Origin of the sequence: Bradyrhizobium sp. 21 (genome assembly GCF_023073335.1) — a bacterium.
In the GTDB taxonomy this organism is placed as follows: domain Bacteria; phylum Pseudomonadota; class Alphaproteobacteria; order Rhizobiales; family Xanthobacteraceae; genus Bradyrhizobium.
The window spans coordinates 117,647-131,975 of the sequence record NZ_JADPJG010000015.1; the positions used below are offsets into that span (position 1 = coordinate 117,647).

Below are 14,329 nucleotides of genomic sequence, written 5' to 3' on the forward strand. Positions count from 1 at the left end.
TCCTAAAGTGTGGCGCGGATCGAACCCACCCGATTCCAGATCGCGCCTTAAGGCTCCCAGCCCTTCGGCGCGAGCTCGAACTTCGCGAACTCGAATGCGGGCGCCACGGTGCAGCCGACCAGCGTCCACTCGCCGGTGGTCTCGGCCATCTGCCAGGCGTTGGCCGGCACGATTCCCTGCGGCCGCTCGCCGCTCACGAGGTCGGTGCCGAGCCGCACCTCGTGTTGGGAGCAGCCCTCATGGGCGATGCGCAGCATCAGCGGGCTGCCGGCGTAATAGTGCCAGATCTCGACCGCATCGATGCGATGCCAGTGCGAGCGCTCGCCGCGCGCGAGCAGGAAGTAGATCAGGGTCGAACGCGAGCGGCTGTTGGCGTCCGTGCTCTGGTCGCGAAACGTCTCGCGGTAATGCCCGCCTTCGGGATGCGGGCGGAGTTCGAGGCGTGCGATGATCTCGGCTGCGGTCGGCATCGATTCCCGCCAGAATTTGTGCGTCAGGATTTGGTCTTCAGGACTTGTTCTTGCGCTCGCGCAGCTCGCCGAACACCGCGGCGGCATCCGCGCCCTTCATGTGCAGCCTGGCTGCGACCGAGGGTTCGTCGGCGCGCAGGAACACGTTTGCCCGCTTCTCGTCACCGAGCAGTGAGGGAATGGTCGGCTTGTTCTCGGCCCGCAGCTTCGTCACCTCCGCTGCGCGCGCCTGCAGCGCCGTATTGTCCGGGTCGACGGTCAGCGCGAACTTGACGTTGGATGCCGTGTATTCATGGCCGCAATAGAGCCTGAAGTCGTCGGGCAGAGCCCGCAGCTTCAAAAGCGAATCCCACATCATTGGATAGGTGCCTTCGAACACACGGCCGCAGCCGATCGAGAACAGCGTGTCGGCGGCGAACACCGTCTTCTCGGTGTCGAACACGTAGGAGATGTGGTCGAGCGTGTGGCCGGGCGTCTCCAGTACGCGGGCCAGCAAGCTGCCGACCTTGACGATTTCGGCATTGGCGACGCGTAGGTCGACGTTGGCGATCTCAGTCGTCTTGTCATGCGGCGCGACGACGCGGCAATTGAATTTCTGCTTGAGCTCGGCGACCCCGCCGACATGATCGCCATGATGATGGGTGATCAGGATGTCGGTGAGCTGCCAGCCCTCGCGCTCCAGCGCCTTCAGGATGGGGCCGGCCTCCGGCGCGTCGATCGACGCCGTTGCCTTGGTTTCCACATCGTGGATCAGATAACCGAAATTGTCGTTTAAACAGCTGAAAGTACGAATTTCGGCGGCCATGTCATCTCCATCGGGCTCAGCCCCGCCAGACAAATATGGCGTTAACGTTGCGCAGGCAATGCAATATTCCGCGCGCGGGGGTCGCCTCGTGCATGTTACATTGCCATCATGACCATTGATGTCGTCGACCTCCGCGAATTCTACTCCCGTCGCCTCGGGATTGTGGCGCGGCAAATGATCAATCGTGGCATCCGGGAGCGCTGGCCGCGTACCGGGGGGCAGCGCGTGCTCGGTATCGGCTACCCCACGCCCTATCTCGGCTTGTTCCGCGAGGATGCGGAGCGCTGCATCGCCTTCATGCCGTCGGCACAGGGTGTCTTGAAATGGCCGACGGGACGGCCGGCGCTCGCCTCGCTGGTGGATGAATTCTCGCTGCCGCTTCCCGACGCCGCGGTCGACCGCATCCTGCTGGTCCACGCGCTGGAAATGTCGGACGACCCGGCCGCGCTGCTGCGCGAGGTGTGGCGCGTGCTGTCGCCGTCCGGCCGCGTGATTGCGGTGATCCCGAACCGGCGGGGGGTGTGGACCCGCACCGACAGCACGCCGTTCGGTCACGGCCGGCCCTATTCGCGCTCGCAGATCACCGACCTGCTGCGCCAGACCTGGTTCACCCCGACCGCCTGGGGTGAGGCGCTGTTCATGCCGCCCTATGCCGGCGGCTGGGTGCTGAAATCCGCACAGATGTGGGAGCGCGCCGGCGCGGCGCTGTCGCTGCCATTCGCCGGCGTGCACATCGTCGAGGCGACCAAGCAGGTCTACCGCGCGATCCCCGCCAAGCGCGAGCGGGCCCGGTTGATTCCCTCGCTGGCGAAGCCCGTGCTGGTGCCGTCCTCGACGACGGCGACGCGCGGCTAAAGATTCTTGTCTTGACGCGTTTTCTTCACGCGAACCGGTATCCACTTCGCTCGAAAACGCTCTAGAAAACAAATCGTCCCGGCGAGGCCGGGACGATTGAGTTCAGAATATCTCGCGAAAGGGTTGCGGCTTACTCGCCGGGGGCCACTTCGTCGCTCGGGGCGGCCGGAGCAGCTTCGCGCTCGGGGCGCGGGCCATTCGGCCGGCGGCGCCGTCGCGGAAAGCGTTCGCCGCCACCACCGCCCTCGAAGCCGGCCTGGCCGCCATTCGCGGCACCATTCACTTGCGGCTGCGGGCCGGTGATGAAGGAGGGCAGACGATCGACGTTGCCAGCGTCGGCGACGACGACGGGCTGCGGTTGGTTCGGCGGTTGCGGCTGTGGCTGGGGCTGATATTGCGGCTGCGGACGATGGTCGCGCTCGCGATGCTCGCGCGGCTGCTGATTGTCGCGCTGATAAGGCTGGTTGTCGCGCGGCTGATGATCGCGCTGCTGGTGATCGCGCTGGCCATCGCGATCACGCATGAATGGCGGCTGCGGCGGCTGCGGGACGAAACCCGGCTCCTGGCCGAAATTCGAGAAATTCTCGCCGTCATCTTCGCTGTCGTCGCCGCTGCTGTTGCCGATCGGCTCGTCGCCGCGCGGCTGCTGGTTCTGGCGGAACTGTTCCTGGGCCGTCGCGATCAGGCGGAAATAATGCTCGGCGTGCTGGTAGTAGTTCTCGGCCGCAACAGGGTCGCCGGAGGAGCGCGCGTCGCGCGCGAGCTGGAGATATTTTTCAGCAATATGCGAAGCCGTGCCCCGGATCTTGATGTCGGGTCCGTTGGACTCGTAGACCCGCGTCATCGGGTTCTGGCCGCGCCGGTTGTTATTGTTGTTATTATTATTGCTATTGTTGTTGCGGTTGCGCATCCGCTGCTTGTTCTGACCGTTTCTCATGTCCTGCCTTTAATTCCAGCCCTAAAGGTTGCACGCATCACTGATTGCTGAGAGTGACCTGGTGACAGTGGTTCACATCGCTTGCGCGCACCGCACGCAAGAGCGGATTGATCCCTGCCGATGTTCATCGACCGCCGCGTTCAACAAAGACGCGTTCCCCACCGCCAGCATTCATTGCCAGCGAACCCATTCATATCGCCTGCCGAAACAAGCCCTGCTTTGTTGCGTAAGTCTTCAAGCGCAATATCAGGCTTTCGTTCACGTTGGGGTCGGTAGGCGGCGCAGCTCAAATGGCCATCGCGCTCAACAGGACCTGCGGCTTGGAACCTTTATCAGTAAGCTCTCGCCCGAGAGCCCGGCTTTCGCCCGTAGGTCTACGGGGCCGGCACCGATGTGTTGATCCGAAGGTAGTCGTTCCCAAGGGATATTCCAAGAGGTTTTTTGCAGCCCAATCCGGCTTTTATGGGAGTATTTTTCGGGCCGAAACCGCCCGCGGGGTGCCCGCCAGATCGGCCTTGGGCGGCCTGTCCACAATTAACGCGGCGGCCGTCATCAAGGTTTCAATATTTCGGGCTTGGCCCTGTCCCGCCTCGACGATCAGTGTTCCGCCGGGGGCGAGACGTTCAGTCGCCTGCGGGATCAGGGCGCGATAGGCGTCGTAACCGTCGTTGCCGCCGTCGAGCGCCAGATGCGGATCGTGCTCGCGCACCTCGATGCTCAGTTTCGGAATTTCGGCCGAGGGAATATAGGGCGGGTTCGAGACGATGAGGTCGAACGGGCCGCTGAGCGCCGCCACGTAGGAGCAGGCGACGAAGGCGGCGCGGTCGGCGAGACCGAGAGCTGCGGCGTTGTCTCTGGCGCTGTTGAGCGCGGTCAGACTGAGATCGGTGCCGACGCCGAAGGCGCCGGGAATTTCGTGCAGCAACGCCAGCAGGATTGCGCCGGATCCGGTACCGATGTCGGCGATGCGCGGTGGGGAAGGCGCTTTTTGCGCGCGAAAGATTTCGAGCGCGAGCTCGACCACGGTCTCGGTATCGGAACGTGGGACCAGGGTTGCTTCCGACAAGCGGAACGGCAGTCCCCAGAATTCGCGTATACCGAGAATGCGCGCCACCGGCTCGCCGGCGATGCGGCGCCGGGCATGCTGCGCGAGCCGCGTCGCTTCGGCTTCAGTGAGCGGCCGGAGGGCCTGCGCAATCAGGCCCGTGAGATCGAGGCCGACGGCCGCGCCGAGCAGGATGCGGGCATCGAGCTCGGCCTCGTCGGGCTGTGCCGATCTCAATTGTGCAGCCAGCGCGCGCCGCGCGCTCTCGAGGGATTGTCCTGTGAAGGGATTGCTCACGCGTCACGCCGCCGCGCCTTGGGCAGCAAGCTGCGCCGCCTGGTGCTCGGTCGTCAGCGCGTCGATCAACTCGCCGATCGCTTCGCCCGCGATCACCTGCGGCAGCTTGTAGAGGGTCAGATTGATGCGGTGGTCGGTGACGCGGCCTTGCGGGAAATTATAGGTGCGGATGCGCTCGCTGCGGTCGCCGGAGCCGACCTTCTCCTTGCGTTCGGCCGAGCGGGCGGCGTCGAGGCGCTGCTGCTCGGCGTCATAGATGCGGGAACGCAGGATGTTCATGGCGGAGGCGCGGTTCTTGTGCTGCGAGCGGCTGTCCTGCATCATCACCACGATGCCGGTCGGGATGTGGGTGATGCGGATCGCCGATTCCGTCTTGTTGACGTGCTGGCCGCCGGCGCCCTGTGCGCGCATGGTCTCGATGCGCAGATCGTCGTTCTTGATGTCGACGTCGACCTCCTCGACCTCGGGCATCACGGCGACCGTCGCGGCGGAGGTGTGGATGCGGCCTTGCGTCTCGGTATCGGGCACGCGCTGCACGCGGTGCACGCCGGATTCGAATTTCAGCTTCGAGAACGCGCCGCGGCCCTGCACTTCCGCGATGATTTCCTTGTAGCCGCCGACGGTGCCTTCGCTGGCCGAGATGACCTCGACCTTCCAGCCCTGGAGGCTGGCGAAGCGCTCGTACATCCGGAACAAATCGCCGGCGAACAACGAGGCCTCGTCGCCGCCGGTGCCGGCGCGGATTTCCAGCACCACGTTGCGGTCGTCCATGGCGTCCTTGGGCAGCAGCGCGACGCGGATTTTCTGGACCAGTTCCTCGATTCTGGGCGTCAGCTCGCCGCGCTCGGCTTCCGCCATACCGCGCATCTCGGCATCCGTCGCGGGATCGGCGATCAGTGCCTCGGTGTCGGCGAGTTCCTTGACGGCCGAACGATAGGCCTTGACCGCTTCGATCAGCGGCGTGAGCTCGGCGAGCTCGCGCGTGATCTGCACATAGCGTTCGGAGGCGAGCTGTCCGAGCGATTCGGCCTCGAGCGAGGCGTGATGCGCAAGCAGGACGTCCAGTTTGGTTTCGGGGAGTGACGACATCGGTTCAGTCTCAAAATGCGGAAAAGGACGAGGCGGCGGGGAGGGGCGACAGGCCCGCTACAACGCCAGGCCTTCGGCCTCGGCAAATTCCGTCAGTTTCTGCCGGATCGAGACGCTCCCAGCGGGCGCGTCCAGCAAGGGGCCAAGCATGGCTTCGGCCTTCTTTGCGTCGAGATCGATCACCATCGCCTTGACCGGGCCAAGTGCGGTCGCCGAAAGCGACAACGAGCGGTAGCCCATCGCGATCAGCGCCAGCGCGCCGATCGGCTTCGAGGCCATCTCGCCGCAGAGCGACAGCGATTTCTGCGCGGAATGCGTCTTGCGCGCGATGTCACGTAGCGCGCGCAGGATCGGCGCCGACATCGTGTCGAAGCGCTCGGAGACTTTGGCGTTGCCGCGGTCGACCGCGAACAGGAACTGGAACAGATCGTTGGAGCCGACCGAGATGAAGTCGACCTTCTTCAGAAGTTCGTCGAGCTGATAGAGCAGCGCCGGCACCTCGACCATGGTGCCGATGTCGATTCGCTCCGGTAGCGTGTGGCCGTGCTGGCGCAGATAGGTGAGCTCGCGTTCGACCAGCGCCTTCGCGGAATCGAATTCGGCGACCTCGGAGATCATCGGGAACATGATGCGCAACGCGCGGCCGCCGCCGGCGCGGAGCAGCGCGCGAATCTGGCCGCGCAACAGGCCGGGACGGTCGAGCCCGAGCCGGATCGCGCGCCATCCGAGCGCGGGATTCTCCTCGATCACCGCTTCCATATAAGGCAGCGCCTTGTCGCCGCCGATGTCGAGGGTGCGGAAGGTCACGGGCTTGGGGCCGGCGGCATCCAGCACGGTGCGATAGAGCGCGAGCTGGTCGCTGGTGCGCGGCAGGCTCTGGCCCACCATGAATTGCAGCTCGGTGCGGAACAGGCCGATGCCGGCGCTGCCGGTGTCCTCGATGTGCGGCAGGTCGATGGCGAGACCCGCATTGATCATCAGCTCGACCTTCTGGCCGTCCTTGGTGACGCAGGGCCGGTCGCGCAGTGCCAGGTATTGCGCCTGGCGGCGGGCGCGGAAGCGCACGCGCTCGGCAAAGGCGGCCTCGACTTCCTGCGAGGGCCGGACATAGATCGAGCCGGAGGTGCCGTCGACGATGATGGCGTCGCCGGGGTCCGCAATGCCGGGTGCGTTCGGCACTTCGCCCACCGCGGGAATGCCGAGCGCACGCGCGACGATCGAGACGTGGGAGTTGGCGGTGCCTTCCTCCAGCACGATGCCGCGCAGGCGCTTGCGGTCGTAGTCGAGCAGCGCCGCCGGGCCCATCGCGCGCGCGATAACGATGGCATTGTCGGGCAATTGCTCTCGCGAGGGCGCGTGATCCTGGCCGACCAGCTGCCGCATCAGGCGATAGCCCAGGTCCTCGAGATCATGCAGCCGGTCGCGCAAATAGGGGTCGGTCGAGCGCAGCATGCGCGCGCGGGTGTCGGATTGCACGCGCTCGACGGCGGCTTCCGCCGTGAGGCCGGTGGCGACAGCCTCGTGCAGCTTGTGCGACCAGCCCTGGTCGTTGGCGAACATGCGGTAGGCTTCCAGCACCTCGCGGTGCTCGCCTCCTTCGGCGACATCGCCGCGCTCCAGCATGCGGTCGAGGTCGGCGCGCAGCTTGGTGAGCGCGGTGTCGAGCCGCTTGATCTCCTTGGGCAGATCCTCGGCGATGTAGTCCTTGATGACGACCCGCGGCTCGTGCAGCACGACATGGCCGAGCGCGATGCCTTCCGACAGGATGGCGCCGACCTTCTGCGCCGAATGGCGCGCGGCCGGCTCCTGGCCCGGCAGGGCCAGTGCAGAGAGCTCGCCGGAGGCGATCAGCTCCGCCAGCACCATCGCGGTGGTCTGGAGTGCCTCGAGCTCCTCCTCGACATAATTGCGCTTGGCGCGGTTCTGCACCACCAGCACGCCGAGCGTGTTGCCGGCGCGCAGGATCGGCACGCCGAGGAAGGAGTGGTAGATTTCCTCGCCGGTCTCCGGACGGAACGAGAAGGCCGGATGGCTCTGCGCATCGTTCAGATTGAGCGGGGTCGCCTCGCTGGCGACGAGGCCGACGAGGCCTTCATGGGCGCTGAGCACGGTGTGGTGCACCGCCTCGCGGTTGAGGCCTTCGGTGGCGTAGAGCTCGAGCGTGTTGTCGATGCGCAGCACATAGACCGAACACACCTCGGCCACCATGTTGGCGGCGATCAGCACCACGATCTTGTCCAGCCGCTCCTGGGCCGAGACCTGCTCCGCCATGGTTTCGCGGAGCCGTCTCAACAAGACGCGGGGACCTCCCGACGCGCTCCGCATGAACCGTCAATCTCCTCCGTCTGCCGGGCCCGGCGGTATCAGCCGGCGGCTGGCCCAAAATTCCAGAAAACAACCAATTTGTTCGTCCGGCCAAGGCACAAGCCCAAAATCCACTTGAGACTTAGCGCTTGCACCGAATCAGCGCCGCCTGAACTGGGACACAGTCTGCGGCAGCCCACCCTCTTCGCCGTATAGCGAATTGGGGCTTGTTTTGCCAAGCAAAACGCCTGCCAGACGCGAAGGTGTGTACACCTTCGCGTTTGCTGCGGCCGCTAAGAGAAAATTAGTCTAAGTCTGATCGAGGCCGTAGAGCGTGTGCAGGGTGCGCACCGCAAGCTCGGTATAGGCGGTGTCGATCAGGACCGAGAACTTGATCTCGGAGGTTGTAATGGCCCGGATGTTGATATTCCGTCCGGCGAGGGCCGAGAACGCCTGGGCGGCGACGCCGGCATGGCTGCGCATGCCGCTGCCGATCACCGAGATCTTGGCGACGTCGGTGGCGGTGTCGAGCCGGGCGTAATTGATCTGGCTCTTGGCCGCGGTGATCGTCTCTTTGGCCCGGGCGTAGTCGGCGGCAGGGACCGTGAAGGTGAGGTCGGTGGTCTTGCCGTCTTCGGAGACGCCCTGCACGATCATGTCGACGTTGATGTTGGCATCCGCGAGCGGGCCGAAGATCGAAGCGGCAACGCCAGGCTTGTCCTCGATCTGGCGCACAGAGATCTGGGCCTCGTCCTTCGAAAAGGCGATACCGGTGACGACGTGGCTTTCCATGATCTCCTCCTCGCTGCAGATCAGCGTGCCGGGCGGCTGGTTGGCATGCGGGTCGATATCCTCGGGCTTGTCGAAGCTCGAGCGGACGAAGATCGGCATGTTGTGGACCATGCCGAGTTCCACCGAGCGGACCTGCAGCACTTTCGCGCCCTGGGACGCCAGTTCCAGCATGTCCTCGAACGCGATCTTGTCGAGCCGGCGCGCCTTCGGCACGATTCGCGGGTCGGTGGTGTAGACACCATCGACGTCGGTGTAGATGTCGCAGCGGTCGGCCTTGACGGCGGCGGCGATCGCCACGGCCGAGGTGTCGGAGCCGCCGCGGCCGAGCGTGGTGATGCGATTGGTCTCGGGATTGATGCCCTGGAAGCCGGCGATAACAGCGACCTCCTTGCGTTCCCTGAAGCGCTTGATGATCTCGCTGCCGTCGATACCCTCGATCCGGGCCGAGGCATGGGCGTCGCTGGTCTTGATCGGGATCTGCCAACCCTGCCAGGAGCGGGCCTGGATGCCCATGCCCTGAAGCGCGATGGCAAGCAGGCCGGACGTCACCTGTTCGCCCGAGGCGACCACGGCGTCGTATTCGCGCGCGTCGTGCATGGGCGAGGCCTCGGTGCACCAGGCCACCAGCTCGTTGGTCTTGCCGGACATCGCCGAGACGACCACGGCCACTTCATGGCCGGCGTCGACCTCACGCTTCACATGGCGTGCGACGTTGCGGATACGTTCGATGTTGGCGACGGATGTGCCGCCGAATTTCATCACGAGGCGGCTCATGACGACGCGTGCATTCCCTTGTAAGGATCAGTATGGTGACCCGTGCTGGACGGGTGCCCCGCGGATACCGAACGCGCGTATACATAGCGGCGGGGCCGGGGGCAAGCGGGTTCCTGCGGGGGCAGGCGCGGGGTATGGGTTAGACGAGATCATGGCGCGTTATATCGACGAGATTCTGCAACCGGGCGAGCGGGTGCTGTATTCGACCAATGCGCACTGGATCTTCTATTTTCCGGCCATTCTGGCCTGGATCGTGGCGCTGGCCCTGTTCGTCCTGTCCCGGCAAACCATCGTCGAGGGGCTCGTCCTGCTAAGTCTGGTCGCGTCCGGCCTGGTGGCTCTGGCGGCGCTGTACTGGACTGTAAAAGGCTGGTTCCATCGCTTTACGACCGAGACCGACGTGACCAATTTGCGGGTCGTGCACAAGACCGGCTTCATCAAGCGCCGCACCTTCGAGATGGCGCTGGACAAGGTCGAGAGCGTCGATGTGAATCAGACCATTCTTGGACGTATTCTCAACTATGGCGACGTGACCATCAATGGCGTGGGGGAAGGTCGCGAAACCATCCGGACCATCGCCTCGCCGCTCGCCTTCCGTAGTTCGATCACCACGCGGTAGGACCGCGGTTACCGATGAGCATGCAGCCAGACACTTCCGCAACCGCAAGCCCGCAGCCGGGCTCGACCGTCGACGCCGCCGAGATCGCGAAATTCTCAAAACTTTCGGCCGAGTGGTGGGACCCCAACGGCAAGATGGCGCCGCTGCACCGGATCAACCCGCTGCGGCTCGGCTACATCCGCGACGCCGCCTGCCGCAAATTCGAGCGGAATGTGCGCAGCCTCAACTGCCTCGGCGGCCTGCGCGTGCTCGACATCGGCTGCGGCGCCGGCCTGCTCTGCGAGCCGCTGTCGCGGCTGGGTGCGCAGGTCATCGGCGTCGATCCGTCGGTCAGCAACATCGCGGCCGCAAAATTGCACGCCGACAAGGCGCATCTCGCGATCGACTACCGCTGCACCACGGTGGAGGAGATCGACCCGCGCGAGCGCTTCGACATCGTGCTGGCGATGGAGGTGGTCGAGCACGTCATCGATGTCGGCGTTTTCCTGAAGCGCTGTGCGTCGATGCTGAAGCCGAACGGGTTGATGGTGGTCTCGACGCTGAACCGGAACTGGAAGAGCTTTGCGCTCGCCATCGTCGGCGCCGAATACGTCCTGCGCTGGCTGCCGCGCGGCACCCACGAATGGAACAAGTTCGTCACGCCCGACGAGCTGACGAAATACCTGCTCGACAACCGCCTGGTCATCACCGAGCAGACCGGCGTCGTCTACAGTCCTTTCGCCGACAAATGGACGCTCTCGTCGGATATGGACGTGAACTACATGGTGGTGGCGGAAGGCATGGTGTGATGCAGCGCCGCTTCCAAACATTCGGCGTCGTCCTGGCGAAAGCCAGGACCCATTACCCCAGGGTCCAGTTAGGCGAAAACTGATAACCACGAGCCCTCGCCAAACCACCCCCTGGGGTAATGGGTCCTGGATCTGCGCTTCGCTTGTCCAGGACGACGATTGAGGTTGGCGAGAGCATCGCTCCCATGACGTTCGTGTGGTTGACCCGTTGAACAGCTGGCGGCACGTTGGCCGCAATCATTGGCCCTCCCACCCATTTCCCCATGCTCACCATCGCCAGCCTCTGGATTCCCTTCACCGTCATCGCCGCGTCCGGCCAAGTCGCGCGCAATGCGATGCAGCGGTCGCTGACCAAGCCGCTGGGGACATGGGGCGCGACCAATATCCGTTTCCTGTTCGGCTTCCCGTTCTCGCTGCTGTTTCTCGCGGTGGTACTAACGGTCTCCGGCGATCATCTCGGCATGCCGCCGCCGGTGTTCTGGCCGTGGCTCCTGCTCGGCGCGCTCAGCCAGATCGTCGCCACCGGCTTGATGCTGCTCGCGATGAACGATCGCTCCTTCGTGGTGACCACGGCCTACCTCAAGACCGAGGCGATCCAGACCGCGATCTTCGGCTTCGTCTTTCTCGGCGATCACCTGACCTGGCCAAAGGTGCTGGCCATCGTGATCGCCACCGTAGGCGTCGTCATCACCGCGCTGCGGCCCGGCGGCGAGAAGAGCTTTGCCGAGTTGAAGCCGACCATCACCGGCCTGGTCGCGGCCGCGGCGTTCGCACTGTCAGCCGTCGGCTTCCGCGGGGCCATCATCAACGTGCCGGGCGTGTCTTTTGTGACCGCAGCATCGTTCACGCTGGTGCTCGGCCTGTTCGTGCAGACGCTGATCCTGACGATCTATCTGCTCTGGTGCGCACCAAACATCTTGCAGGCCATCTTGGGCCTGTGGAAGCCGTCGCTGCTCGCCGGCTTCATGGGCGCCTTCGCCTCGCAGTTCTGGTTTCTGGCATTCGCGCTGACGGCCGCCGCCAATGTCCGCACGCTCGCTCTGATCGAGGTGCTGTTCGCGCAAGGTGTGGCATATTACTCGTTCAAGCAGCCGATCGCGCCGCGCGAGATCTTTGGCATCATGCTGATCGTGGCCGGCGTGGCGTTGCTGGTGGGAGTCTAGTTCCGGTCTTCCGGCAGCGTCGGCAGCGGCGAGACCTCGATGCCCTCGTCGATCAGCGATTTTGCTTCGTCGGGGGAAGCCTCGCCGTAGATCGGGCGGTGTTCCTTGTCGCCGTAATGCATCGCACGGGCTTCGTTGGCAAAGCGCTCGCCGACATTGTCGGCATTCTTGACGATGTGATCGCGCAGCTCCTTGAGCTTGGTGCGAAGCTCGCGCTCCTGCGCCATCAACAGCGAGGTCGGCGCGGATTGCGCAGCCTCGGGTGCGGTCGTCGTGGCGGTGGGCTCAGGCGGCGTTGCGCGTCCGCGGCCCTTCTTGCCGACGATGCGCGGTGCCATGATCGCCTTGTCGACCTTGGCCGAGCCGCAGATCGGACAGGTCACGAGCTTGCGCTTCACCTGCTGGTCGTACGCGGCCGAGCTCTGGAACCAACTCTCGAAGTCGTGGCTCCGGTCGCAGCGGAGCGCGTAGCGGATCATACCGATCCCCGCACCAGGTGCAGATGGTCCGGCCCCGCCTTGGGGTCGGCGACGCCGAAGCGGCGGCCGTGCTGGAGCGAGGGGATCGCGCGGCGCGCGGTTTCGACCTTGGCCGGATCGATTTTTGCCATGATGATGCCGGGCTCGACATCGCCTTCGGCGAGGATCTCGCCCCAGGGATCGATGATCAGCGAATGGCCATAGGTCTCGCGCTTGTTCTCGTGCAGGCCTGCTTGCGCCGCGGCGAAGATGAAGCACCCGGTCTCGATCGCGCGCGCACGCAACAGCACGTGCCAATGCGCCTCGCCGGTCTTGCGGGTGAAGGCCGAGGGTACCGTGATGAAGTACGCGCCGCTTTCGGCCAGCGCGCGGTAGAGCGCGGGGAAGCGCACGTCATAGCAGATCGTCAGGCCGACGCGGCCCCAGGGCAGGTCGGAGATCACGGCCGTTTCGCCCGGCTGGTAATTGGCGGATTCGCGATAGCTCTCGCCGTCAGGCAGCTCGATGTCGAACATGTGGATCTTGTCGTAGCTCGCGAGCACATTGCCCTCGGGCCCGATCAGGAAGGAGCGGTTGACGGCTTTTTCGTCCGAGAAGCGCAGCGCCAGCGAGCCGACATGGATGTGGATCTTCAGTTCCGCTGCGAGCGCTCGGTATGCCTTCAACGAGTTGTCGTCGTCTTCGCTCTGGAGGTGCTCGAACAGCGCCTTGCGGTTGAGCTGCATCATGTTGCTGACTTCGGGCGTCTGCACGTAGTCGGCGCCATCGGCCGCAGCCTGCCGGATCAGTTTGGTGGCCTGCGCGAGGCTCGGCTCGGGCATCAGGCCGGTGCGCATCTGCACCAAGGCGGCGGTGAAGGTCCGATCTTGAGTCTGAATCTCGCTCATGACTCCGCCTTGACGTTGCCGAGCATGCCGTCGAGCTTGCCTTCGCGATCGAGCGCATAGAGTTCGTCGCAGCCCCCGACATGGGATCCGCCGATCCAGATCTGTGGGAAGGTCGAGCCCTCGCCGGCGCGATCGTACATCTCCTGGCGCCAGGACGGGTTCTTGGCAATGTCGAACTCCGTGAACGTCGCCTTCTTGCGGGTCAGCAGCGACCTGGCGGCGGAACAATAGCCGCAGCCCGGCCTGGTGTAGATCTCGACAGCAGCGGTCATGTTGTCTGGCGCTCTCATGTCATGAATTCGTTGAATTATATGGGACTTCACCGGCTCTCGACAACCCGGGCGAACACCAGCACGTCGACCTGGGCCGCCTTGGCGCGGAGCAGGGCTCGTGCGCAGGCATCCAGCGTCGCCCCGGTGGTCAAGACGTCATCGACAAGGACAACATGCCGGCCTTGGACCTCAGCCTGACGGTCGGGGGATACCTGGAATGCGCCCTGCACATTGGTGGCCCTCTGGGCCCGCGACAGGCCGATTTGCTGCTCGGTGGCGCGTACCCGGCGCAATACCTCAGCCGTCACTTTCACCCCGCTCTGCCGCTCGATGATCCGCGCCAGCGCTCCGGACTGGTTGTAGCGGCGGCGCCAGGCCCTTCGCCAATGCAGCGGTACGGGCACCAGCATGTCGGCCCCGGCGAGCAGCTCGCCGCCCGCACGCGCCATCCAGCGGCCCATGGCGGGCGCCAGATCCGTGCGGTCCTGGTATTTCAGCGCGTGCACCAGCATGCGCGCGACGTCGTCATAGCGCACAGCCGCGCGCGCCCGCTGGTAGGCCGGCGGGCTCGCGATCGCCTCCATCGACAGCATGTCGGGGCCGGGATCATACACGAAGGGAATGCCGAGGCGCGGGCAATAAGGCCGTTCGATGAACGACAGCCGCGCCCAGCAGGCCGCGCAAACGCCCTCGCCGTCGACCGGCTCGCGGCAGGACACGCACAGGCTCGGCAGCGCGATGTCGAGCGCGAGC

At 64.9% G+C, this 14,329-nt stretch carries 15 protein-coding genes; 4 read left to right on the plus strand and 11 right to left on the minus strand.

Translation table 11 applies throughout. The features are described from left to right. Positions 1 to 47: 47 nt before the first annotated feature. Positions 48 to 470: a cupin domain-containing protein gene (locus tag IVB31_RS16660; RefSeq protein WP_247324091.1), complete on the minus strand. Its 423-nt coding sequence runs from the start codon at positions 468 to 470 to the stop codon at positions 48 to 50. Between the two features lie 37 nt (positions 471 to 507). Continuing rightward, entirely contained in the window at positions 508 to 1,275 is a 768-nt protein-coding gene (gene gloB, locus IVB31_RS16665; RefSeq protein ID WP_247324093.1) for a hydroxyacylglutathione hydrolase, read from the minus strand. A gap of 108 nt (positions 1,276 to 1,383) precedes the next feature. On the opposite strand from gloB, the gene IVB31_RS16670 reads away from it, so the two are divergent. After that, positions 1,384 to 2,130, plus strand: coding sequence for a methyltransferase domain-containing protein (locus tag IVB31_RS16670; protein WP_247324095.1), 747 nt, complete (start codon positions 1,384 to 1,386; stop codon positions 2,128 to 2,130). A 130-nt stretch (positions 2,131 to 2,260) separates the two neighbouring features. Here the strand turns inward: IVB31_RS16670 and IVB31_RS16675 are convergent, their stop codons facing one another. The 5 genes from IVB31_RS16675 to IVB31_RS16695 form a co-directional block, all read right to left on the minus strand. Beyond that, positions 2,261 to 3,067 carry a DUF4167 domain-containing protein gene (locus IVB31_RS16675; protein WP_247324097.1) on the minus strand — a complete coding sequence of 269 codons (807 nt, stop codon included), beginning with the start codon at positions 3,065 to 3,067 and terminating at the stop codon, positions 2,261 to 2,263. Between the two features lie 460 nt (positions 3,068 to 3,527). Continuing rightward, positions 3,528 to 4,409 (minus strand): peptide chain release factor N(5)-glutamine methyltransferase, encoded by an 882-nt coding sequence (gene prmC / locus IVB31_RS16680; protein WP_247324099.1) that lies wholly within the window; start codon positions 4,407 to 4,409, stop codon positions 3,528 to 3,530. Positions 4,410 to 4,412: 3 nt separating this feature from the next. Further along, a complete protein-coding gene (gene prfA / locus IVB31_RS16685) occupies positions 4,413 to 5,498 on the minus strand; it encodes a peptide chain release factor 1 (RefSeq protein ID WP_247324103.1) in 1,086 nt (361 codons plus the stop codon). Positions 5,499 to 5,555: 57 nt separating this feature from the next. Continuing rightward, complete coding sequence (gene ptsP, locus IVB31_RS16690) at positions 5,556 to 7,823, minus strand: phosphoenolpyruvate--protein phosphotransferase (RefSeq protein WP_247324106.1); 2,268 nt, start codon at positions 7,821 to 7,823, stop codon at positions 5,556 to 5,558. Between the two features lie 288 nt (positions 7,824 to 8,111). Further along, the gene (locus IVB31_RS16695) at positions 8,112 to 9,368 is read right to left on the minus strand and encodes an aspartate kinase (protein ID WP_247324109.1); all 1,257 of its coding nucleotides are present in this window, start codon (positions 9,366 to 9,368) and stop codon (positions 8,112 to 8,114) included. Positions 9,369 to 9,519: 151 nt separating this feature from the next. Between IVB31_RS16695 and IVB31_RS16700 the strand changes: the two genes are divergently transcribed. From IVB31_RS16700 to IVB31_RS16710, 3 genes are all read left to right on the plus strand, one after another. Beyond that, complete coding sequence (locus IVB31_RS16700; RefSeq protein WP_247324111.1) at positions 9,520 to 9,987, plus strand: PH domain-containing protein; 468 nt, start codon at positions 9,520 to 9,522, stop codon at positions 9,985 to 9,987. Between the two features lie 14 nt (positions 9,988 to 10,001). Next, positions 10,002 to 10,775, plus strand: a complete 774-nt coding sequence (gene ubiG, locus IVB31_RS16705) for a bifunctional 2-polyprenyl-6-hydroxyphenol methylase/3-demethylubiquinol 3-O-methyltransferase UbiG (RefSeq protein WP_247324115.1) — start codon at positions 10,002 to 10,004, stop codon at positions 10,773 to 10,775. Between the two features lie 263 nt (positions 10,776 to 11,038). Beyond that, positions 11,039 to 11,938 (plus strand): EamA family transporter, encoded by a 900-nt coding sequence (locus tag IVB31_RS16710; protein ID WP_247324793.1) that lies wholly within the window; start codon positions 11,039 to 11,041, stop codon positions 11,936 to 11,938. Here the strand turns inward: IVB31_RS16710 and IVB31_RS16715 are convergent. The 4 genes from IVB31_RS16715 to IVB31_RS16730 form a co-directional block, all read right to left on the minus strand. Beyond that, on the minus strand, positions 11,935 to 12,417 hold the full coding sequence (locus IVB31_RS16715; RefSeq protein WP_247324117.1) for a DUF1178 family protein: 483 nt from the start codon (positions 12,415 to 12,417) through the stop codon (positions 11,935 to 11,937). The genes IVB31_RS16710 and IVB31_RS16715 overlap by 4 nt on opposite strands. Continuing rightward, positions 12,414 to 13,304, minus strand: a complete 891-nt coding sequence (locus IVB31_RS16720; RefSeq protein WP_247324118.1) for a carbon-nitrogen hydrolase family protein — start codon at positions 13,302 to 13,304, stop codon at positions 12,414 to 12,416. The genes IVB31_RS16715 and IVB31_RS16720 overlap by 4 nt, the downstream gene beginning before the upstream one ends. After that, entirely contained in the window at positions 13,301 to 13,576 is a 276-nt protein-coding gene (gene grxC / locus IVB31_RS16725) for a glutaredoxin 3 (protein ID WP_247324121.1), read from the minus strand. The genes IVB31_RS16720 and grxC overlap by 4 nt, the downstream gene beginning before the upstream one ends. Positions 13,577 to 13,623: 47 nt before the next feature. Further along, the coding region (locus tag IVB31_RS16730; protein WP_247324123.1) for a ComF family protein at positions 13,624 to 14,329 on the minus strand (706 nt) is incomplete at its 5' end.